The 22,579-nt window shown below is 70.3% G+C and carries 16 protein-coding genes; 5 read left to right on the forward strand and 11 right to left on the reverse strand.

Features of this window, described 5'->3' with window-relative positions; translation table 11 throughout:
* The first annotated feature begins 297 nt into the window (after nucleotides 1–297).
* A complete protein-coding gene (locus J7520_RS11785; protein ID WP_291188460.1) occupies nucleotides 298–1,968 on the forward strand; it encodes a VCBS repeat-containing protein in 1,671 nt (556 codons plus the stop codon).
* A gap of 268 nt (nucleotides 1,969–2,236) precedes the next feature.
* Nucleotides 2,237–4,252: a DEAD/DEAH box helicase gene (locus tag J7520_RS11790; RefSeq protein ID WP_291188462.1), complete on the forward strand. Its 2,016-nt coding sequence runs from the start codon at nucleotides 2,237–2,239 to the stop codon at nucleotides 4,250–4,252.
* Between the two features lie 309 nt (nucleotides 4,253–4,561).
* Here J7520_RS11790 and nadD read toward each other — a convergent pair whose 3' ends face one another.
* From nadD to leuS, 5 genes are all read right to left on the reverse strand, one after another.
* Complete coding sequence (gene nadD / locus J7520_RS11795) at nucleotides 4,562–5,212, reverse strand: nicotinate-nucleotide adenylyltransferase (RefSeq protein ID WP_291188464.1); 651 nt, start codon at nucleotides 5,210–5,212, stop codon at nucleotides 4,562–4,564.
* Nucleotides 5,209–6,228, reverse strand: coding sequence for a DNA polymerase III subunit delta (gene holA, locus J7520_RS11800; RefSeq protein WP_291188466.1), 1,020 nt, complete (start codon nucleotides 6,226–6,228; stop codon nucleotides 5,209–5,211). The genes nadD and holA overlap by 4 nt, the downstream gene beginning before the upstream one ends.
* A gap of 25 nt (nucleotides 6,229–6,253) precedes the next feature.
* Nucleotides 6,254–6,763 carry an LPS assembly lipoprotein LptE gene (gene lptE, locus J7520_RS11805; protein WP_291188468.1) on the reverse strand — a complete coding sequence of 170 codons (510 nt, stop codon included), beginning with the start codon at nucleotides 6,761–6,763 and terminating at the stop codon, nucleotides 6,254–6,256.
* Nucleotides 6,760–7,407 carry a glutathione S-transferase family protein gene (locus J7520_RS11810; RefSeq protein ID WP_291188470.1) on the reverse strand — a complete coding sequence of 216 codons (648 nt, stop codon included), beginning with the start codon at nucleotides 7,405–7,407 and terminating at the stop codon, nucleotides 6,760–6,762. Before J7520_RS11810 ends, lptE begins: the two co-directional genes overlap by 4 nt.
* Before the next feature lie 119 nt (nucleotides 7,408–7,526).
* Nucleotides 7,527–10,241: a leucine--tRNA ligase gene (gene leuS, locus J7520_RS11815; protein WP_291188472.1), complete on the reverse strand. Its 2,715-nt coding sequence runs from the start codon at nucleotides 10,239–10,241 to the stop codon at nucleotides 7,527–7,529.
* Nucleotides 10,242–10,407: 166 nt separating this feature from the next.
* Here leuS and J7520_RS11820 point away from each other — a divergent pair, with 166 nt between their 5' ends.
* Nucleotides 10,408–11,916, forward strand: a complete 1,509-nt coding sequence (locus J7520_RS11820; RefSeq protein ID WP_291188474.1) for a choice-of-anchor Q domain-containing protein — start codon at nucleotides 10,408–10,410, stop codon at nucleotides 11,914–11,916.
* Between the two features lie 146 nt (nucleotides 11,917–12,062).
* Here J7520_RS11820 and J7520_RS11825 read toward each other — a convergent pair whose 3' ends face one another.
* From J7520_RS11825 to J7520_RS11835, 3 genes are all read right to left on the reverse strand, one after another.
* Nucleotides 12,063–14,501, reverse strand: coding sequence for a hypothetical protein (locus J7520_RS11825; protein WP_291188476.1), 2,439 nt, complete (start codon nucleotides 14,499–14,501; stop codon nucleotides 12,063–12,065).
* Nucleotides 14,502–14,667: 166 nt separating this feature from the next.
* Nucleotides 14,668–17,472: a serine/threonine-protein kinase gene (locus tag J7520_RS11830; protein WP_291188478.1), complete on the reverse strand. Its 2,805-nt coding sequence runs from the start codon at nucleotides 17,470–17,472 to the stop codon at nucleotides 14,668–14,670.
* 42 nt (nucleotides 17,473–17,514) lie between these two features.
* Nucleotides 17,515–18,075: an ECF-type sigma factor gene (locus J7520_RS11835; protein WP_291188480.1), complete on the reverse strand. Its 561-nt coding sequence runs from the start codon at nucleotides 18,073–18,075 to the stop codon at nucleotides 17,515–17,517.
* Nucleotides 18,076–18,202: 127 nt separating this feature from the next.
* Between J7520_RS11835 and J7520_RS11840 the strand changes: the two genes are divergently transcribed.
* Complete coding sequence (locus J7520_RS11840) at nucleotides 18,203–19,513, forward strand: amidohydrolase family protein (RefSeq protein WP_291188482.1); 1,311 nt, start codon at nucleotides 18,203–18,205, stop codon at nucleotides 19,511–19,513.
* A gap of 122 nt (nucleotides 19,514–19,635) precedes the next feature.
* Here J7520_RS11840 and J7520_RS11845 read toward each other — a convergent pair whose 3' ends face one another.
* The 3 genes from J7520_RS11845 to J7520_RS11855 all read right to left on the reverse strand — a co-directional run bounded on the left by J7520_RS11845 (nucleotide 19,636) and on the right by J7520_RS11855 (nucleotide 21,405).
* Entirely contained in the window at nucleotides 19,636–20,460 is an 825-nt protein-coding gene (locus tag J7520_RS11845; RefSeq protein ID WP_291188484.1) for a hypothetical protein, read from the reverse strand.
* Between the two features lie 89 nt (nucleotides 20,461–20,549).
* Nucleotides 20,550–20,777, reverse strand: a complete 228-nt coding sequence (locus tag J7520_RS11850) for a helix-turn-helix transcriptional regulator (protein ID WP_291188486.1) — start codon at nucleotides 20,775–20,777, stop codon at nucleotides 20,550–20,552.
* A 1-nt stretch (nucleotide 20,778) separates the two neighbouring features.
* Complete coding sequence (locus J7520_RS11855; protein WP_291188488.1) at nucleotides 20,779–21,405, reverse strand: DUF2178 domain-containing protein; 627 nt, start codon at nucleotides 21,403–21,405, stop codon at nucleotides 20,779–20,781.
* Between the two features lie 196 nt (nucleotides 21,406–21,601).
* Here J7520_RS11855 and trxA point away from each other — a divergent pair, with 196 nt between their 5' ends.
* Entirely contained in the window at nucleotides 21,602–22,477 is an 876-nt protein-coding gene (trxA, locus tag J7520_RS11860) for a thioredoxin (RefSeq protein WP_291188490.1), read from the forward strand.
* Nucleotides 22,478–22,579: the final 102 nt, after the last annotated feature.

Below are 22,579 nucleotides of genomic sequence, written 5' to 3' on the forward strand. Positions count from 1 at the left end.
TCTTCGCAGCGACCGCCTTCCTGGCGGGTGCGGATTTCTTCGCGGTAGCGGAGGTCTTGCGGGGAGCGGCCTTGGCGGCCTTGGGAGTTCCGGCCTTGCGTGGCCGGGCGCGTTGTTCCGACGTAGCCAAGTGGAGGCGACCTCGATTCATGCCAGGCGCCGGGATCGGCGCGGGCCGAGTATATGCGCATTTGCTTGACAGGATACTGACGGCGGCCGCGCCGGCGGCCCGCTCGCAACCTTCCGGCCCTTGCCGCGGAACCCAGGCGCAGTGGCCTTCGTCTTCGGGGAATTGCAGTGCGCCCATCCGTCTTCCTTGCCTTGTCGCTCCTCGTCCCGCCCGCCGCCGCGCAGGTGACCTTCAGCGAAGTCACTCCGACCACGGCGCCGTACTTCGCCACGCCGCCGGAGGAGGACTTCTGGATCAACTCGATCGCGCCGGCCGACTACGACGGCGACGGCCGCACCGATCTCGCCGTGATCGGCTTCTACGTCGTCTACGACGTCAGCGTCGAGGACAAGCTGCTCCTGCTGCACAACGACGGCGAAGGGGACGGCGGGCTGTGGTCGTTCACCACCGTCGAGCTGCCCCTGAACGGCATGATCGCCGGCGCCTCCGACCTCGCCTGGGGCGACATCGACGGCGACGGCGACCACGACCTGCTCGTCGCCTCCGGCGGCGCGATGGCGCTTTACCGCAACGACGGCGGCAGCCTGGTCGCGACCGACGTCGCGCTGCCGGCCTACTACGAGGATTCCGAATACGAGGACACCTACGACCTGCGTTCGATCAGCCTCGCCGACGTCGACAACGACGGCGACCTGGACCTGCTGGTGCCGTCGGTCTTCGACGAGGCGAGCTTCACGTTCAGCACGCGCCTGCTGCGCAACGACGGCGACGACGGCGCCGGCGGCTGGACCTTCACCGACACCGACGCGGCGATCGACCCGAGCGTCAACGCGCAGAGCGCCTGGGCCGACGACGACGGCGACGGCGATCTGGATCTGCTGCTCGCCAACGTCGATCCGAACACCGACAACGGCTACGTGCGCCTGTACCGCAACGACGCCGACGGCTTCCACGCCAGCGATCCTCTCGGCATCCGCGTCGCGCACGGGCTGGCCGACATGGCCGACGTCGACGCCGACGGCGACCAGGACCTGCTGGTCGCCGGCAACCTGCAGGAGCCCGACGAGACCTTCGTCACCGTCGTGCGCCTCTACCGCAAGGACAGCGCAGGCTACACGGCGGAAGACCTGATCAGCGCGCCGGCCGCCGAATGGCTCGACTTCAACGCGGCGACCTGGGCCGACTACGACTCCGACGGCGACGTCGACCTGCTCGTCACCGGCAGCTACATCGGCGACAGCAAGATCGCCGGCAAGTCGGAGATCTACGCCAACGACGGCGGCAGCTTCGCGCCGATCGGCGTGCAGCTGCCGGCGCCGATCGGCTCGATCGGCCGCGGCGGCGCATTCACCTGGTTCGATCTCGACGGCGACGGCGACCTCGACTACCTGGTCGCCGGCGGCTTCTTCGTGCCCGGCGGCAACGGCCTGGTCGAGGCGCAGATCCACCTGTTCCGCAACGACGCCGTCGCCGTGAACGCCGCGCCGGCGGCGCCGACCGGCCTCACCCTGGCACCGTCCGGCGAGGACGGCATCGTCCTCAGCTGGACCGCCGCGGCCGACGACCACACGCCGAGCGCCCAGCTGACCTACGACCTCGAACTCTGGCGCGACGCCGCGCCGATCGCCCTGCCCGGCCGCCTGCCGCAGCCCGGCTCGATCGGCAACACGCTGCGCCGCGACCTCGGCGGCCTGCCGCCCGGCCGCTACGTCTGGCGCGTCGCCGCGGTCGACAGCGCCTACGCCGGCAGCGCGCCGGTCGGCGGCGAGTTCACCTTGCCGCTCGATCTCGACGCGATCTTCGCGGACGGTTTCGAGACCGCGACCAGGCGCGATTGATCGGCCTTGCCGACCCGGATGGCGCTGATGCGCGCCGGCCCTGCAATCGACCGCGGGACGATCGACCGCCTGGTGTCATGGGATCGACACAGCCTCCCATCCGTAGGCTCGGCCGGTGCAGGTCCCGACATCGGCGCGTTCGAGTGGCAGGGCGATCGGATCTTCAGAAACGGCTTCGATCCGCCCGGATAGGCGCGATTCCCGCGTACGGGAACCGATCGCGGTAAACTACACGACCATTCCCGCCGCGGCACGACCGCTTCCCCTCATGTCGAACGCGGACCGCGAAGACGCTGCACCCACCCTCGCCTTTCGAGACCTCGGCCTCGCCGACGCGCTGCTGCAGGCGCTGTCCGCGGTCGGCTACGAGACGCCCTCGCCCATTCAGGCGGCGACGATTCCGCCGCTGCTCGAGGGCCGCGACGTGCTCGGCCAGGCGCAGACCGGCACCGGCAAGACCGCCGCGTTCGCGCTGCCGATCCTGTCGAGACTGGATTTGAGCAAGACCAAACCGCAGGCGCTGGTGCTGGCACCGACGCGCGAACTGGCGATCCAGGTGGCCGAAGCGTTCCAGCGCTACGCCGCGCACCTGTCCGGTTTCCACGTGCTGCCGATCTACGGCGGCCAGAGCTACGGCCCGCAGCTCGGCGGCCTGCGCCGCGGCGCGCACGTCGTGGTCGGTACGCCGGGGCGCGTGATCGATCACCTGGAGCGCGGTTCGCTCGACCTGTCCGAGCTGACCACGCTGGTGCTCGACGAAGCCGACGAGATGCTGCGCATGGGCTTCATCGAGGACGTCGAGACGGTGCTGAAGAAGACGCCGCCGGAGCGTCAGGTCGCGTTGTTCTCGGCGACGATGCCGGCACCGATCCGGCGCATCGCGCAGACCTACCTGCGCGAGCCGGCCGAGATCACGATCAAGGCCAAGACCACCACCGCGACGAACATCCGCCAGCGCTACTGGTACGTCAGCGGCCTGCAGAAGCTCGACGCGCTGACGCGCATCCTCGAAGCCGAGCCGTTCGACGCGATGATCGTGTTCGCGCGCACCAAGTCGGGCACCGAGGAACTGGCGCAGAAGCTGCAGGCGCGCGGCTTCGCCGCCGCCGCGATCAACGGCGACCTGGTGCAGGCGCAGCGCGAGCGCACGATCGGCCAGCTCAAGGACGGCCGGCTCGACATCCTCGTCGCCACCGACGTCGCCGCGCGCGGCCTCGACGTCGAACGCATCAGCCACGTGCTGAACTACGACATCCCGACCGACACCGAAGCCTACGTGCACCGCATCGGCCGCACCGGCCGCGCCGGACGCAGCGGCGAGGCGATCCTGTTCGTCGCGCCGCGCGAGAAGCGCCTGCTGATGGCGATCGAGCGCGCCACGCGCCAGCCGATCGCCGAGATGCAGCTGCCGAGCGTCGAGGCGGTCAACGACCATCGCATCACCAAGTTCAAGCAGCGCATCGCCGACGCGCTCGTCTCCGACGACCTCGGCGTGTTCCGCCAGCTCGTCGAGCAGTTCGAGCAGGAGCGCAACGTGCCCGCGGTCGAGATCGCCGCGGCGCTGGCCAAGCTGGTGCAGGGCGAGCAGCCGCTGCTGCTCGCGCCGCAGGCGCGGCCGGAGCGGGCCGCAGGATTCGAACGCGCGGCGCGCGGAATGGATCGCGACGCCCGCCCGCGCGACCGCAGCGGCGATTCGTCGTTGCGCGGCAAACCGGAGTTCGGTACCCAAGCCGAACGAAGGAAGAAACCCGACCCGGGCGTGCGCACGGACGACGCACGACAAGGCCCGCATTCTGCGCAGCGCGAATTCCCCGAGCATCGTCCGCAAACCGCTCCGACCGAACGCGCGGCGCGCACCGAAACCCGCCCACCGCGCTCGCATCATGGCGAAGAACGCGAGCACAGGGCACGACGCGACGATCGTCCGCACGTGCCTGAAGCCGGCTTCGAGACCTTCCGCATCGAAGTCGGCCATGCGCACGGCGTCAAGCCCGGCAACATCGTCGGTGCCATTGCCAACGAAGCCGGGCTCGATTCGAAGCACATCGGCCGCGTCGACATCCAGGACGACCACAGCTACGTCGACCTGCCGTCCGGCATGCCGCCGGAAATCTTCAAGCATCTGAAGAAGGTCTGGGTCTCCGGCCAGCAACTGCGCATCACGCGCGGCGGCGACGAGCCGGATTTCGGCAAGCCGCGCAAGCCACAAGCCGCCAAGCCGCCATCGTTCCGTCCCAAGCCGCAAGGCGGCTTCGACAAGCCAAAGCGGCGGCCGAAAGGCTGACGCTCGGCGGTACGTTCGAAAAAGCAATTGCTCGCAGAGCCGCGGAGAGCGCGGAGAGAGCAAAGAAATCTTTTCTCTGCGCTCTCTGCGCCTCTGCGAGAAATCGCCTTGTCGACCGGCCCGCAAGCACTGCGGTTCGACAGACCGAAGCAGCAGCCGAAAGGCTGACGCCCATCCGTGCGTTCGAGAAGCCATCTCTCGCAGAGCCGCAGAGAACGCGCAGAGAGCGGAGATTTTTCCTCTGCGTTCTCTGCGCCTCTACGAGAAACGCCTTCTTCCCTCGGCCTTCCCAGGAAGCGCAGAAGCTCCTCAGCCCCCACCCCGATACGGCGCCAGCAGCCCCGGATCGGCGAACAGCGCGTCCGGCATCAGATAGCGCGGCTCGCGCCCATCGGCGAGCAGCGCGCGCACCTGCGTCGCGGAGATGTCCAGCGGCGTGACCGGGATCGCGATCACGCGCCCGGCCGGCGCCTCGCGCACGAAGCGCGTTTCGCTGCAGCGGCGCGAAGCGATCTTGGTGCGCAGCTCGGTCGGCAGCACGCCGTTGTGGCCGGGCCGCGTCAGCACCCCGATGTGCGCGAGTTCGAACAGTTCCTTCCAGCGATGCCATTCCGGCAGGCCGGCGAAGGCGTCGGCGCCGACCAGCAGCACCAGCGGGTGCTCCTCGCCGAGCTCGGCGCGCAATTCCAGCAGGGTGTCGACGGTGTAGGACGGACCTTCGCGGCGCAGCTCGCGCGTGTCCAGGCGCAGCCGGTTCTGGCCGGCGAGCGCCAAGCGCACGAGCGCGGCGCGCTGTTCGGCGCCGGCGAGCGGCTGGTCGCGATGCGGCGGCACGTGCGCCGGCAGCAGGCTGACGTCGGCGTCGAGGAATTCGGCCGCTTCCCAGGCGACGCGCAGGTGCGCGTTGTGGATCGGATCGAAGGTGCCGCCGAGCAGGGCCAGCGGGCGCGCGGCACTCATGCGAGCAATCCTCCGCCGCGGCGCGGCGTGGCGATCGCCGCGACCAGGCGTTCCAGTTCGCGCCAGCCGTCGCCGTCGCCGCGCCCCTTGGCGATGCGGTCGATGCGGCCGGCCTGGTCGAGGCAGCGCTCCCAGTGCACGCGATCGGAATGCTTCAGCGCGCGACGGAACAAGCCCTCGCGCGATTGCGGCCAGATGCGCTCGTTGCGCAGCGCGGCGTCGGCGTTCGGCGCCGAGGCGAGGCGCAACAGCAGGCGCAACTGGGTCAGCAGCCAGCCGAGCAGCGGAATCAGTTCCTCGCCCTCGGCGCGCAGGCCGGCGACGATGTGCAGGGCGCGGCCGGCGTCGCCCCCGATCGCCGCGTCGGCGAGGCGGAACACGTCGTAGCGCGCATCGTCGGCGACGCCGGCTTCGAGCGTTTCGAGGTCGATCGTCGCGCCTTCGTGCAGCAGCGCCAGCTTGTCGATCTCCTGGCTCGCCGCGAGCAGGTTGCCTTCGACGCGCTCGGCCAGCAGCGCGATCGCGTCCGGCGTCGCGCGCAGGCCGCGACTGGCCATGCGCGCGCCGATCCAGTCCGGCAGTTCGGCCGGTTTCAGCGGCCATACCGGCACGAACGTGCCGATGCGCTCGACCGCCTTCGACCAGGCGCCGTCGTGCTTGCTGCTCCAGTCGTTGGCGCTGATCAGCAGCACGGTGTCGTCCGGCGGCGCCTGGCAGTACTCGACGATCGCCGCGCTGCCCTCCTTGCCCGGCTTGCCGGTCGGCAGGCGCAGGTCGATCAGCTTGCGGCTGGCGAACAGCGACAGCGAGCGGCCGGCGTCGGCGAGGCGGTTCCAGTCGAAACCGGCCTCGACGTCGAGCACGTCGCGCTCGAGGTAGCCCAGTTCCTTCGCGCGCACGCGCAGGCCGTCGACGGCTTCGAGCACGAGCAGGTGCTCGGCGCCGGCGATCAGGTAGGCGGGCTTCAGCTCGCCGGAGGCGAGCTGCTTGCGGAACAGGGGGAGATGGGTGGCCATCGCGGCGTGCGGCGACGCGGCCGCGTCACGGCTTCGCGTGCGCGGCGGCTTCGAGGCGACGCAGGATCGTCTGCACCATGTCGCGCTGCAGTTCCTTGGTCAGCAGGTCGGTCTCGGCGGCGACGCCGAGCGCCTGGCTCGCGTCGAAGGTGAACTCGCGCGAGAGTTCGATCGTCTGCTTCGGCAGCAGCGCGGTGCCGCCGGCGTTCTCGACCAGGAATTCGACGTGGTAGCGCAGCGAATACTCGTTCGCGCGGGCGCTGCCGCTGACCGAGAGCACGTCGGTGTTGAACGAGTTGGCGACGAACTTCATTACCGCCACGCCCTCCTCGACCTTGTCGACGAGGGTCGCGCCGGATCGCGGCAGCGCCTTCGCCAAATCCTTGCCGAGCGCGCTGTTCGGATCGACGCCGACCAGGACGATGCGCTGCATGCTCGGCGGCAGGTCGGCTTCCTTGCGCAGGTGGAAACCGCAACCGGCCAGCGCGAGGAGGAGAACGGCGAGGAAGGCGTGGGCGAGTCGGCGAAGGATCATGTGCGGGTTCCGGGCTCTATCGGCGGGCTGGCAAGCAGCAGATCATACGGTGCCTGCCAGCCCGGCAGCGAGCGGATGCGCTGCAGCCACTCGGCGATCGCCGGCCAGGGCGCCAGATCGACGCCGGCCTGGTCGGTCCAGAACAGGTAGCCGCAGCAGGTCACGTCGGCGATCGTCGGCGCGTCGCAGGCCAGAAACGCATTCCCGCGGAGCGCGAGCGCGAGGCGGTCGAAATCGGCCTGCATGCGCGCGGTCCAGTACGCCTCCAGCGTCTCGCCGGCCGGCGTGAAGCGGCGCGAGAAGCGCAGGTGCGGAAAGCTCATCGCGAGGCGGTTCGCCTCCCAGGCCAGCCATTCGCGCACGCGCGTGCGTGCGGCCGGCGTGGCGCCGTCGAGCTTGCCGTAGCGGCGCGCGAGATGGTCGAGGATCGCGTTCGACTGGCACACGGCCAGGCCGTCCTCGTCGACCAGCACCGGCACCTCGCCGAACAGCGAGACGCGGCGGAAGTCCTCCGGGCGCCGCTCGCGCGGCAGGTTCAGGTCGACCGCGCGCTGCTCGAACGGGACGTCCATCAGGCGCAGTGCGAGCGCGACCTTGTAGCTGTGGCCGGATTCGCGATTGCTGTAGAGGATGGGTCGGGTCATGAGCGCAACGTTCGTGATGCCCTCGTTCCGGCGCGAGCCGGAATCCATTCAGGTCGGCCGACGGCCGGGATCGGACGCATCCCGGCTTGCACCGGGACGACGCGGCGGGAAGCTTCTCTTCAGACGACGATGTTCACGATCTTGCCCGGCACGACGATGATCTTCTTCGGCGTCGCGCCGGCGATGAACTCGGCGACGCGCGGCTCGGCCAGCGCGGTGCGCTCGATCTCGTCCTTGGCCGCGTTCACCGGCATCTCGATGGTGCCGCGCAGCTTGCCGTTGACCTGCACCGCCAGCGTGACGGCATCGCGCACCAGGGCGCCCGCGTCGACCTTCGGCCAGGACTGGTCCTCGAGCAGAACCTCGGCGTGGCCGAGCGCCTGCCACAACGTGTGGCAGACGTGCGGCGTGACGGGATTGAGCAGCAGCACCATCGCGGTCAGCGCCTCGTGGCGCACGGCGCGGCCCAGTTCGCTTGCGTCGTCGAACTTGCCGACCGCGTTCAGGAGTTCCATCAGCGCCGCGATCGCGGTGTTGAAGGCGTAGCGGCGGCCGATGTCGTCGGAGACCTTCTGGATCGTCTCGTGCACCTGGCGGCGCAGGGTCTTCTGCGCCGGCGTCAGAGCCGCCGCGTCGACCGGCCCCGCCGGCGGATTCGCCGCGTGCGCGGCGACCTCGCGCCAGAAACGGCGCAGGAAACGCGCCATGCCTTCGACGCCGGCCTCGTTCCATTCGAGCGACTGTTCCGGCGGCGCGGCGAACATCGAGAACAGGCGCACCGTGTCGGCGCCGAACTTGCCGACCATCGACTGTGGATCGACACCGTTGTTCTTCGACTTGGACATCTTCTCGATGCCGCCGATCTGCACCGGCTGGCCGTCGGCCTTGAGCAGGGCGCCGGTCACGCGCGCGCGCTCGTCGCGCTGGATCTCGACGTCGGCCGGATTGATCCACTCCTTCGAACCGTCGCCGTTCTCGCGGTAGAACGTCTCGGCGATGACCATGCCCTGGCACAGCAGGTTGGTCGCCGGCTCGTCCGACTGCACCAGGCCTTGGTCGCGCAGCAGCTTGTGGTAGAAGCGGAAGTACAGCAGGTGCAGGATCGCGTGCTCGATGCCGCCGATGTACTGGTCGACCGGCAGCCAGTAGTTCGCGCGCTGGTCGATCTGCGTCGCGGCACCCGGCGAGGTGTAGCGCGCGTAGTACCAGCTCGACTCCATGAAGGTGTCGAAGGTGTCGGTCTCGCGCTCGGCCGGACCGCCGCACTGCGGGCAGGTGGTCTTGCGCCATTCGGGGTCGGCCTTGATCGGCGACTGCACGCCCATGAACTCGACGTCCTCGGGCAGCAGCACCGGCAGCTGGTCTTCCGGCACCGGCACCGCGTCGCACTTGGGGCAGTAGACGATCGGAATCGGGCAGCCCCAGTAGCGCTGGCGCGAGACGCCCCAGTCACGCAGGCGCCAGTTGACGCGGCGCGCGCCCTTGCCTTCCTGCTCGAACCGCGCGGCCAGCGCGTCGAACGCGCCGCGGTAGTCCAGGCCGTCGTACTCGCCGGAATTCACCAGCGTGCCGTAGTCGGTGTAGGCGCCGTCCTCGACGATCGCACGCTCGAATTCCTCGACGATGCTCTCGGCGGCGGCCGGCTCGTAGGGGTCGATCGCGCGGCTCTCGCCGAGCGCGGCGCTCATCGGATCGGCGTTGCGCGCGGCATCGCGGCCGAGCTCGCGGATCGCGTCGCGCACGGCGTCGCTGATCACCACCATCTTGATCAGCAGGTCGTACTTGGTGGCGAATTCCCAGTCGCGCTGGTCGTGGCCGGGCACCGCCATCACCGCGCCGGTGCCGTAGCCCATCAGCACGAAGTTGGCGATCCAGATCGGCAGCTTCTCGCCGGTGATCGGATGGATCGCGCTCAGACCGGTGTCGATGCCCTTCTTCTCGGCCGTCTCGATGTCGGCCTCGGCGGTGCCGCCGTGGCGGCATTCCTCGACGAAGGCGGCGACCAACGGCTTGTCCTCGGCCGCCTTCAGCGCCAGCGGATGCTCGGCGGCGACGGCGAGATAGGTCACGCCCATCAGCGTGTCCGGACGTGTCGTGAACACCGTCAGCGGCTCGCTCTCGCCTTCGACGGCGAACTGGATCTCCAGGCCTTCCGAGCGGCCGATCCAGTTGCGCTGCATGGTCTTGACCGAATCCGGCCAGCCCGGCAGGCGGTCGAGGCCGTCGAGCAGTTCCTGCGCGTAGTCGGTGATCTTCAGGAACCACTGCGGAATCTCGCGCTTCTCCACCAGCGCGCCGGTGCGCCAGCCGCGGCCGTCGATGACCTGCTCGTTGGCGAGCACGGTCTGGTCGACCGGGTCCCAGTTCACCACCGAGTTCTTGCGATACGCCAGGCCCTTCTTGAACAGGCGCACGAACATGCGCTGCTCGTGCACGTAGTAGTCCGGGCGGCAGGTGGCGAACTCGCGCGACCAGTCGATCGCGTAGCCCATCGTCTTCAGCTGCGCGCGCATGTGGTCGATGTTGGCGTAGGTCCACTTCGCCGGCGCGGTCTTGTTCTTGATCGCGGCGTTCTCGGCCGGCAGGCCGAACGCGTCCCAGGCCATCGGCTGCAGCACGTTGCGGCCCTGCATGCGCTGGTAGCGGCTGATCACGTCGCCGATCGTGTAGTTGCGCACGTGGCCCATGTGCAGCGCGCCGGACGGATACGGCAGCATCGACAGGCAGAAGAACTTCGGCCGGGCCGGATCCTCCTTCACTTCGAAGGCGCGCGTGTCGTTCCAGTACTTCTGCGCAGCGGCTTCGACCGCCTGCGGCTCGTAGGTCTCTTGCATAGGCCTCGCGGCGCGCCGCGAGGCCGCGCCATCCTTGATTTCGGGGAATGCGCCAGCGTATCGCAGCGCAGCATCCGCGCCAACCTCGCCGCTGCCGCAGCGGCGCAGGATTTGGGAGATCCGGCGCCCTTCCGCGTACTGGATGGACACGTCCAGGAAAATCCGCATGCGCGTCCGTCTCGCCGCCGCCTTCGTTCTCGCCCTCGCCTTCGCCGGCGTCGCCCGTGCCGGCAACCCGATCGTCATCTGGGTCACCAACAGCGGCAATTTCGGGCCGGGTAGCTTCGCCGACGCGCTGGCGCAGTTGCAGCCGATCGCCACGCCGCAGGAAATCCGCTTCGCCTACTCCGGGACGCTGCCGATCGCGCTCAACGGCCCGGTCGCACCCATCGTCGGCGCCGACGTGCGCATCGACGGCGCCGACATGCAAGGCGCGGTCGTCATCGACGGCGGCGGCTGGACGCAAGTGAGCGTCGCCGCCGACTCCGACACGACGAAGCTGACCATCGCCAACCTCACGCTGCGCCGCGGCCAGATCATCGGCAAGGGCGGCTGCGTGGGTGTGCACAATGCCAATACCGTCACCGAGATCGACCACGTGACCTTCGTCGAATGCAAGGTCTTCGTCGACGCGGCGACTCCGGCGCGCGGCGGCGCCGTCTACGCGGCCGGACCGCTGACCGTGGCCGACTCCGTGTTCGAACGCAACGAAGCGCTTACGCTCGGCGAGTCGGCCGAAACCAACGACGCGCACGGCGGCGCGCTGTCCAGCGAAGGCGCGCACGCGGTATCAATCGCGCGCAGCACGTTCCGCGACAACCGTGTCTACCTGTTCAACAGCCTGCCCTCGTCGTGCTCCAGCGGCGTCGGCGGCGCCGTGCACCTGTACTTGCCGGGCGCGAACTCGGTCGGCTCGATCGTCGATTCCACCTTCACCGGCAATCGCACCGCCTGCCGCCGGCCCGGCACGAACTACGACATCGACGGCACCGGCGACGGCGGCGCGGCGGCGCTGCACAGCGACGCCGGCACCTTCGACGTCGAGCGCAACTTCTTCGAGAACAACGTCGGGCTGCGCGGCGGCGCGCTGTCGTTCGTCAACGCGGCGCAGACGCGCGTGAACATCCTCAACAGCACCTTCCACACCAACCGTGGCATCGCCTCGAGCGGCGGCGTGGGTTTCGTCAACTGCTGCTACGCGCGGATGGTCAACAACACCTTCAGCGCGAACCGCAGCGGCATCGACGGCTTCGCCAACCCGTACGGCGGCGCGTTCACAATCAACGTCGGCTCGCTCGAACTGGTCAACAACATCGTCGACAACCGCAGCACCGACAGCCCCGGCTGCGCCTACAGCTTCGGCCAGGTGACGAGCAGCCACAACCTCTACAGCGACGCCGCCTGCCCGCTGCCCGATCCCGACCCGACCAGCCTGGTCACCGGCCCGATGGACTGGCTCGGCGCGCCGAAGAACCTCGGCCAGTACGTGCTGGTGATGCCGCCGGCCCACGGCGCGCCGGCGATCGACGGCGGCGACGACGCCCGCTGCACCCGCTACGACGCGCGCAGCGTGCCGCGCCCGCTCGACGGCGACGGTGACGGCGAGGCGCATTGCGACATCGGCGCGCTCGAATCGAGCTACGTCGACCGCCTCTTCCGTGACGGCTTCGACTGAGGCGGCGCTTTTCCGGACCGCTGCCACGCCGCCGCGGGAATCCGCCGCGGCGCGCATACCCGGACGAAAAAGCCGCGCCGCCCTGACGTGGCGGCGCGGCGCGGAAGGCGGCGCGGAGGGAGTGCGCCGACCGCGGGGTCGACGGATCAGCCGTCGAAGCCGTTGGCGAAGATGCGCCCGCCGCCGTCGCCGACGGTCAACGTGACCGGCACGGCGACGTGCCGCTTGCGCGGATCGTTGCTGTTGACGCACAGCGTCGTCGTGTAGACGCCTGCGTCGAGAGCGCTCGCGTCGAAGGTCAGGTTGACCAGATTGGACACGCCGTAGTCGTCGATCGCGCCGGCCGCCGGATCGGCGGACAGCCACGGCACCTGGTCGAGGTTGGCGCAGGGCTTGCCCGAGCGCGCGATCGCAAGGCCTCCGCTCCACAGGCGATAGGCGTCCAGCGCGCCGCCGGTTTCGAGCGCGCCCAATTCGGTCGCCGCGCCGGTGGTCGGGTCCACGACGTAGGACTTGGTCACCAGCCCGCTGGTATCGGCGTTGTCGAGCGCCACCACGTACAGGCGGCCGTCGCTGTCGTCGAAATCCATCGCCGCGGTGTACTGCGTGAAGATGCCGGTGTCGCCGATGACGTTGGCGTCGCCGGTGGCGCGGTCGATCGCGACCAGCGCGTGGCTCAGTCCCTCGAAGCCGTACATCGCGCCGCCGGCGTCGACGGCGATGTCGGTGATCGCGACCGCCGGCATGCCGGGAACGGAGATTCCGCCGACGAAGTTCGACGCGCCGGTGGCCGGGTCCACGGTGTACAGCTTGCTGCGGCCGAGCAGGTCCTCGCTGACCGAGACGACGTAGAACAGGCCGCTGACGGGATCGTAGGCCGCACCGGTCACGCTGCCGCCGTTGGCGCCGATGCCGGTCGCGCCGATCGTGGTGACCGTGCCGCTGTCGACGTCCATGCGCAGCAGCACGCCGCCGGCGGTGGTGACCGCGTACAGGTTCGTCAGGTCCTCGCCGATGAAGTCGCCGGCGGACCACGTCGTCTCGTCCGGCAGCGCGAACGGCGCCGGCGTCAGCGTCTGCGGCGCGAGCAGATCGAACGCGGCGAGGCCGCCGTGGCCGAGGAAGGTGTTCACGTCGATCGTGCTGATGCCGGTATAGCCCGGCACGCCGGCGCTGCCCATCGGCGACGGCCCTCGCCGTACCGCAAGAGGCGCCTGCAACCGCTGCAGGGCGGCGAGCCACGCCGGCGTCAGCCGCGCCGACGGCGACGTGTCGAGCTGCAGCTCGCCCGGCGATTGCGCCGCCGGCGCGTGACGCAGCCCCGGGGGCACATGCGCCGAGGTCGACTGCGTGCCGATCTCGTAGCCGAGCGGCCGGTTGCCGTAGTTGCCGATCGACAGCGCCCGCGTGGCGGAGCCGCCTGGCGCGAGCGTCACGTCGTAGGCGTCGTGGTCGAGCCGGATCACCGGCGCGCCGACGGTGACGCCGGACCACGCCGACGCGACGCTGCGCGTGATCGCGCTCGGCGTCCAGCGGATCGCCATGCCGTCCTGGATGCTCGATTCGTTCAGCGAATACTGCGTGGCGACGCCCATCGCGCCGTCCGGCATCACGCCGTAGTTCACGCCGACGCTGGCCTGCAGACCGTGGTCGTAGGAGGAATCCTCGAACGTCGTGTGCAGGTACTGGAATTCGATCTCGTCGCTGCCCTCGGTGAAGACGACCTCGAACGTGGCGCCGCGCGGATCGGCCGGCCCGCTGGAGGCGAACGCGGCGCGGTCGTACCACTCGATCACGAAGCGACGGTTCGGCGCGCTGCCGAGCGTGGCCGTGTAGATCGCGCCGTAGCGCGCGTCCAGGCGCATCCACAGCGGCGCGATCACCGGATAGATGCCGCTGTTGGCCGCGTTGGCGGTCGGCAGCGGCTGATCCCAGAGCCCGCCGATCAGGCCGCTGACGTCGGTGCCGAAGCCGATCGCGCCGTGCACGCTGACCGCGATGCGCCGCGACGGAGCGCCGTAGAAATGGACCGGGAACGGCAGCGCCACCGGCGTCTGGCCGTTCTGGCCGAGGTCGAGCGCCTGGCCGATGGCCGTGATGTCGACGAACTGCGCCGGCGCGGTGTCGTCGGCGACGTAGTTCGGCAGTGCCGCGACCGCGGTCCAGGTCGCGGTCGAACGGAGGTTGGCGCCGACCGTCAGGATGCGGTTGTACTGGTAGCTCTCGCCCGGCGCCAGCGGCTGGTGCACGCCGAACAGGAACTGCTGGTCCGGATCGGCGCCGTTGTCGCCGAGCGTGTGGTACTCGTAGGTCGTCGCCGAATGGTTGGTGACGGTGTAGCAGAAGTTGACCTGCTCGCCGGCGACCGCCTCGAGCGAGGGACCGCCGTCGCAGGCCTGCGGATCGAGATTGCGGCTGACCGTGACCGCGAGGCAGATGCCGTCCGCGTCGCAGGTGTTGTCCTGCCCTGCCACCGCCGCCGGCCCGCGCGCGGGCACCAGCGTCGCGGACGGATCGGCGGCCGCGAGCGCGCCGTACAGAAGGCCGCTGCCGGCCAGTGCCCATACCAGTTTCTTCGTTGCCACCCCGACACCTCTCGATTGTGCTGTCGGCCGCGTCCCTGGCCACGGATATCGCCGATGCGTCCCGCTCCGCGCGGCCGCCTCGGCGGCGCGCGATCGCGACGCATCTTCCCTAACGCAGAGTGGCCGGAAACCCTGACACGAAACTTCGCCGCCGCGGCGCAGCCGGCTACCAGAAGCCGTTCAGGCCGACGAAGCGCGGCGGCGACGCGGAACCGGCCAGCGCCTGCAAGCTGGCAGCCGCGCGCGCGCTGCGGGCGGGATCGGCCTGCGGCAGGCCGAAGCCAGCGCGCACCTCGTCGAGCAGCAGGTCGAACTGCCAGACCTGCGCGACCTCCTCGCCGCCGGTCGCGGCGACCAGCTCCGCGCGCCGCGCCGCCAGCGCCTCGAGCGCGGCGGCGTCGCGCGTGGCGAGCGCGCGCGACCACAGGCGATGGATCTCGCTGCGCACGCGCGACGGCGCGCCGGCGACCTGCGCGGCGTCGAACTGCGCGACGGACTGCGCGAACCAGCGCTGCGCCTCGTCGTGGCGCCCCTGCACCAGCGCGCAGCGGCCGAGGCTGTCCTCGATCTCGCCGGTGTGGGCGTTCGGCGTGCCCGCGGACAGCGCCTGCGCGTAGCGCAGCGCCTCCTGCAGCACCGGTCCGGCCTGTTCGCACTGCCCTGCCTGCAGCAGGCTCTCGCCGAGCAGCATGTCGGCGCGCATGACGTAGCGCCGCGGCGGCTGCAGCGCACGCAGCGCACTCTCGATCGCGCGCGCGCCCGCCAGCGCCGCGGCGGTGCGCAGGCGGTACAGGTCCAGCCGCGTCGCCACCTGGTCGACGAACGCGCCCTGCAGCGGCGTCAGCACGCTGCCGCCGCGGCGCGCGGCCTGCACCTCGTCCAGTTCGGCCGCCGCGGCGGCATAGTCGGCACGGTTGAGCCGGCATTGCACGAGATTCACGCGCGACATCACCACGCGGCCGTGGGTCGGGCCGAGCATCGCGCCGAGCCGCTCGACCGCGCTGCGCTGGCGCTCGATGCCGGTCGCGGTGTCGCCGAGCAGGCAGTACGCGCGCGCCATCACCTCCTCGGTCGCCAGGCGCGAGAAACGGCTGCCGTCGGCGGCGCGGTCGTGCGCGTCGAGCGCGCGCTGGTATAGCGCGATGCCGCTGCGGATGTCGCCACGGTCCACGGCGACGAACGCGCGCTGGTACAGCGCGCCGCCGAGGTCGTCGAGCGAACGCGCCGAATCGCGCTCGAACTCGGCGATCGCCGCGTCCAGGCTCGCCGCCGCGCCCTCGTTGTCCTCGCGCTGGAACTGCGCGTAGCCGCGGTAGGCGAGGAACACGCCGTACCACAGCCGCTCGCCGCCCGGCGTGCGCCGCGCCAGCGGCAGGGCGTGCTCGATCAGCTCGACCTCGCGCGCGGAAGTGTCGAGCGCGCGCAGCGCCTCGATCAGGTTGCCGGCGGCGGACAGGTATTCCTCGGCGTGCGTCTCGCGCACCGGCTCAAGCATCTCGACCGCGCGCGCGGCGCGCGGCATCGCCTCGTCGTCGCGGCCGAGCGCCTGGAACACGCCGGCGATCTCGCCGAGCAGCACGGCGCGCGTGACGTCGTCGACGTCCCTGCGCGCCTCCAGCCGCGCCGCCGCGCGCTCGAGCAGGTCGACCGGCCGCGCGTCGGCGCCGGCGTTCTGCGGATCGCCCTGGCGGAACACCTCACGCATGAACGCGACCACGGTCTGCGCGCGGCGGCGCTGCTCGCGCTCGTGCCCGGCGCGGTTGATCGCCACCACGCTGCTGGCGACCAGGCCGACGCCGAGCAGCGCGATCGCCGCAGCCGCGTAGGCGTGCCGGCGCAGCAGCTTGCCGAGGCGGTAGCCGAGCGAGCCGCGCTGGGCGAGCACGGCCAGGCCGGCGAGCCAGCGCTCCAGGTCCTCGGCCAGCGCCTGCGCACCGTCGTAGCGTTCGCGCGGGTCGTCGGCGGTGGCCTTGGCGACGATGCGGCCGAGGTCGCCGCGCAGCGCGCGCGCCAGCCGCGCCGGAGCCAGTCCGCGTTCGGCGGCGATGCGCGCGGCGTGCTGCGGGTCGCATTGCGCGTACGCCTGCTCCAGCCGCGGCAGCGACCTGGTCGTCTCGCGCGCGAGCGCGCGGCGGCGGCGCAGCTCGTGCGCGGACACGCCGCCGAGCAGCTCGTACAGCACCAGGCCGAGCTGGTACACGTCGCTCGCCGTCGTCACCGCCTCGCCGCGCAGCTGTTCCGGCGCGGCGTAGGCCGGCGTCATCGTCACCGTCTGCGGCCGGTCCGCGGCGGTGTCGTCGAGCAGCTTGGCGATGCCGAAGTCGAGCAGCTTCGGCGCGCCCTCGGCGTCGAGCAGGATGTTGGAGGGCTTGAGGTCGCGGTGCAGCACGAGGTTGCGGTGCGCGAACTGCACCGCGCGGCAGACCTGCGCGAGCAGGCGCACGCGCGCACGCAGGTCGAGCCGCTGCCGGTCGCAGGCCTCGGTGAGCGCGGCACCGTCGACGTACTCCATCGCGAACCACGGCACGCCGGCCTCGGTGAGGCCGCCGTCGACGAGATGCGCGATGTTCGGATGGCTCAGTCGCGCCAGGATCTGGCGTTCGCGCAGGAAGCGCTTGTGCAGGGCCGCGCTGCCGCCGCGCATCAGCTTCAGCGCGACCTTCTGCGCGATGTCGTCGACGCGCTCGGCCAGGTGCACCGCGCCCATACCGCCCTCGCCGAGCAGGCGCAGGATGCGGTAGCGGCCGGCGACGACCGTGCCGGGCGCCAGTCCGGCGTCGACCGGCGGCGCGCCGTCGGCGTCGATCTGCGTGTCGGCGTCGTCGAGCAGCCGGCGCACGAGCTGCGCGAGCTCGGCGTCCGCGGCGGCGACGCGCGCGAGCTCGGCGCGGCGCGTCTCCGGCGTCGCCTCGAGCAGGGAATGGAACAGGCTGCGCAGGCGCGCGAAGCGCTCGCTGGACAATTCGGTCATCGGTGGACGCTGCGGGTGTCCGGGCAGTCGCGCATACCCTTCCTATCCGTCCAGGCGCGTGCGCAGCCAGCTGCGCGCCAGCGCCCAGTCGCGGTACACGGTGCGCTCGTCGACGTTCATCACGCCGGCGACCTCGGGCACGCTGAGACCGACGAAGTAGCGCAGCTCGACCACGCGCGCGAGGCGCTCGTCGAGGCGTTCGAGCTGGGCGATCGCCTGGTCCAGTTCGCCGAGGTCGGTGTGGTCGGGCAGCGGCAGGCCGAGCGCCTGGGTCAGGTCCTCGCGCTGCCAGTCGCCGCCGTGCTTGTCGGCGGCGGCGCGGCGCGCGCGGTCGACCAGGATCTGCCGCATCGTGCGCGCGGCGAGGCGGAACAGGTGCTCGCGGTCGACGATGTCGATGCGCTCGGCGCCGAGCAGGCGCAGGAACATCTCGTTGAGCAGCGCGGTCGGCTGCAGCGTGCGCTGCTCGGGATGGTCGGCCAGCCGCTTCGCCGCGAGCAGGCGCAGGTCGCCGTAGACCGCCGGCAGCAGCGCGTCGAGCGCATACGCGTCGCCCTCGCGCCAGCGCTGCAACTGGAGGGTCACGTTGGCGCTGTCTTCCATTGCGGGCTCCGGATCGGGATCAATTCTAGAGCATCGTCCGAAGCCGCGGCCGACCGTGCCGAACGGCACCTTCGCGCCGACGCGGCTTCGCTAAGATGCGGCCTTTCGACCACCGAAGGGGACCGCGATGAACCTGCTGCTCGCCACCACCATTGCCGCGCTCGCGGCCCCCGCCGCGGAACCGGCGGACGCGGCGCCCGGCGTGGTCGCGCTGCATTGCGCGAACCTGCTCGACACCGCGGCCGGCAAGCTGCTCGGCGAAACCACGGTGGTGATCGACGGCAAGCGCATCCGCGAACTCAAGGCTGGACGCGCCGAAGTGCCCGGCGCGCAGTCGATCGAACTCGCCGGCTCCACCTGCCTGCCCGGCCTGATCGACAGCCACACGCACCTGACCGGCGAGACCAGCCCGACCGGCTACACCGACCAGTTCCGCTGGAACACCGCCGACTACGCGATCCGCTCCACCGTCTACGCGCGCCGCACGCTCGAGGCGGGCTTCACCACCGTGCGCAACCTCGGCGACGGCGCCAACGCGTCGGTCGCGCTGCGCAACGCGATCAACGCCGGCATCGTGCCGGGCCCGCGCATCTTCACCGCCGGCGGCGCGATCGGCAGCACCGGCGGCCACGCCGACGACACCGACGGCTACCGCGCCGACCTGCAGGGCGACCCGGGCGCGAAGGAAAGCATCATCAACGGCCCGGACGACGCCTGGAAGGCCGTTCGCCAGCACTACAAGGACCACGTCGACCTGCTCAAGATCATGCCGTCCGGCGGCGTGCTCGACGAGAGCAGCAGCGTCGACAACGCGCAGATGACGGTCGAGGAGATCCAGGCCGTGGTCGCCGCCGCGCACGACTACGGCTTCACCGTCGCCGCGCACGCGCACGGCGCCGAGGCGATCCGCCGCGCGGTGATCGGCGGCGTCGATTCGATCGAGCACGGCACCTTCATGTCCGACGAGGACATGAAGCTGATGAAGCAGCACGGCACCTGGTACGTGCCGACCATCATCGCCGGCCGCTACGTGCAGGAGATGGCCGAGAAGCCCGGCTACTACCCGGCGCAGATCGCGGCGAAAGCCAAGCAGGTCGGTCCGATCATCCAGCAGACCGCGGGCAAGGCCTACAAGGCCGGCGTGAAGATCGCCTTCGGCACCGACGCGGCGGTGTACCCGCACGGCCAGAACGCGAAGGAATTCCAGTACATGGTCGAAGCCGGCATCCCGCCGCTGTACGCGTTGCAGGCGGCGACGACGCACGCGGCGGAACTGCTGAAGAAGTCGAAGGACCTCGGCTCGCTCGAAGCCGGCAAGTTCGCCGACGTGGTCGCGGTCGAGGGCAATCCGCTCGAAGACATCAAGCGCATGCAGGACGTGCGCTTCGTGATGAAGGACGGCGTGGTGTACAAGCAGGACGGCAAGGCGAAGGAATAGCGCGCGGCGCCGTCGAGCCGGCGCCTGTTCGATTCCGACGACCGCATGTTCCCTCTCCTGCGCGCGGGAGAGGGACGCGCGCAACGCCCGTCCTCGGCGCACAGGCGCCGACGTCGAACGCTCTAGCGAAGCACCGCCGCCAGCGCCGGCTTCCAGCACTGCGTCGCGATCAGCTCGAAGCCGCGTGCGGTCGGATGGATCTCGTTCTCCCATTGCGCCTGCCGCGGCAGGGTTCCGCGACTGTCGATCAGGCGGACGTTCGCCGCGTTGACGGAGACGAACGCCTTCAGCTCCCGCGCGAACTGATCGACCAGCCAGGACGTCAGCACGCGCTGGCCGGCCGGATCGGTCAGACCGACCTCGTCGAGATACGGCTTGATCCAGGGACCGGTCTTCACCAACCCGAGCTTGAAGCCCTTGCCGCTCGGCCAGACGTAGTCGTAGGTGTGCACGAACACCAGCGACTCGCGCGAGTACTGGTTGACGATGTCGACGATCTGCTTGAGATCGAGGATCGCGTAGCGCAGCGCGTGCTCGAAGGTCTCGAGGCGGACGTGGTCGAACACCTCGCGCGGGATCTCGCCCCAGCGGGTCGAGCCGGGCGATTGCAGCTGACCGGCGGTCTTGATGAACTCCTTCATTTCGGAGCCGACCACGTCGTTGCCGCCGTTGGAAAGCAGGATCGCATCGAACCGGTAGCTGGCGATCTCGCGCTCGACGCGCGGTATCGCGGACTTCCACATCGCGCTGTCGCGACCGGCGACACCCTCGTTGAGGAACAGCGTGCCGCGGAACAGGCGCGCGAGCTGCTTGTCGAGGTCGGTCGGGTGCGGCACGTACTGGAACCAGGAGTCGCCGAAGCACAATGCGCGCTTGGCCTGGGGGAAGTCGCGTGTCGCTGCCTCGTAGTCGCTGATGCGGTCGAAATTGTTGCGGCCTAGGCCCATGATCGCTGCTCCGGAAGTCGCTCTGCACGACCGGATACGTCAAAGGGCATCGGATCACGCCATCGGCGCGGATCGCGCGCGATTGCGCACTACGACGCGGCGTCCGCGTCCTCCCAGCGGAACACGTCGTCGACGCGCACGCCGAAGGTGCGCGCGATGCGGAAGGCGAGTTCGAGCGACGGCGCGTACTTGCCCGCCTCCAGCGCGATCACCGTCTGGCGCGTGACGCCGCAGGCGTCGGCCAGCGCCTGCTGGGTCATCTCGCCGTGCTCGAAGCGCAGACGGCGGATCTCGTTGCGGATCGGCGTGCCGCCCATGTCAGTGCCGGTCGCGCCAGTAGGCGAGCGCGGTGTAGCCGTACTCGATCAGGCTCGCCGCGATCAGCGCCAGCACGATCAGGTGCGCGATCACCGGCGGCGGCGCCCATTCGAGCCGGTCGGAGGGCGTGAAGCCGAGCAGCACCGCCAGCGCGATCGCCAGCACGCTGAGCGCGACGCGCGCCCATTCGCTCGCGCGCGCCTCGATCTCGCGATCGCGTTCGTCCTCCTGCACGCGCCCGTGCCAGCGCTGGCGCAGCACGGCGAACAGAATGATCCAGGCGATGACCATCAAAGCGATCGTGCGGCCGACGCGCTGCGCATCGGGGTTCTGCCACAACGGCGGCCCCTGGAACGCGCCGACGTGGGTGATCGCGTAGGCGGCGATCACCGCGGTGAAGGCGAAGGCGATCCACGCGCGCCACTCGCCCGGCGAGACGGCGCTCTCGATGCCGTCCTGCGGCAGTCGCGAGACGGCGATCAGCGACGCCCACGACACCGTGATCAGCGCGAACACGCCGAGATTGCCGGTGTCGATGCCGAGCACGCGATCCGGGCCGGCCAGCAGCAGCCAGGTCGCGGCGGCGCCGACCAGCAGCAAGGCGGTGAACAGCCAACGTTGACGCATGATGTATTCCCCAGCGGACATGATGTTCGCTTTAGGTTACATTCTCGATAGCCAATGTCAAATCCTTTTTACATCGACTTGTCTTCCGGCCGCACCGGTGCAATTTGCCTTGGCGATCGGCCATGATCGCGAAGATCAGGCCGCGAGCCTCGGCCGCCTCTCCTCACACGACGCAAGAAAATTCCGGAGTTCATTGATGTCCGCAGCCTCCCCTTCCCCGCACGTCTTCGACGCCACCGAAGCCAATTTCGAAGCCGAAGTCATCCAGGCTTCGTTCCAGCAGCCGGTGCTGGTCGACCTGTGGGCGACCTGGTGCGGGCCGTGCAAGACGCTGGGGCCGTTGCTCGAGAAGGTGGTCGACGAATTCAACGGCGCCGTGCGCATGGCCAAGGTCGACTGCGACAAGGAGCAGATTCTGGCGGCCTCGTTCGGGGTGCGCAGCATTCCGACCGTCGTGCTGATGCGCGACGGCCAGCTCGTCGACGGCTTCACCGGCGCCCTGCCGGAAAGCGCGATCCGCGAGTTCCTGTCGCGCCACGTGCAGCCGAACGCGGCCGCGGCCGATGGCGTCGACGTCGACGTCGCGCCGCTGGTGCAGGAGACGCCCGAGCAGGCGATCGCACGGCTGCAGCAGGAGATCGCCGCCGAGCCGGACAAGTCCGAACTCAAGCTCGACCTCGCCGTCGCGCAGATGCAGGTCGGCAATGCTGCGGCCGCCGAAGCCGAGCTGGATGCGCTGCCGGCCAACCTCGCCGGCGACGATCGCGCGCGACGCCTGCGCGGCCAGCTCGAATTCGCGCAGAGCCTGAAGAACGCGCCGGCCGCGGCCGAGCTGCGCGCGCGCATCGAACGCGACCCGGACGACCACGCCGCACGCGACCTGCTCGGCGTGCGCCTGCTGATCGACGGCGACGCCGCGGCCGGCCTCGACCAGTTCCTGCACGTGCTCGGCAGCGACCGCAACTGGAACGAAGGCCAGGCGAAGAAGCGCCTGATCGCCGCGTTCAACGTGCTCGACGACGAGGATCTGGTCGGCGCCTACCGCCGCAAGATGGCTTCGCTGTTGTTCTAGCCGCAGAACCTCGCGGCCGCGCGCGCCTGGACCGGTGCAGCGGCCGCCAATTCGCGCAGCCGTTCGCGCGGTTGCTCGCAAGCGCTTGGCATGATTTCGTCT

It is taken from the genome of Dokdonella sp. (assembly GCF_017744955.1).
Lineage (GTDB): Bacteria > Pseudomonadota > Gammaproteobacteria > Xanthomonadales > Rhodanobacteraceae > Dokdonella_A.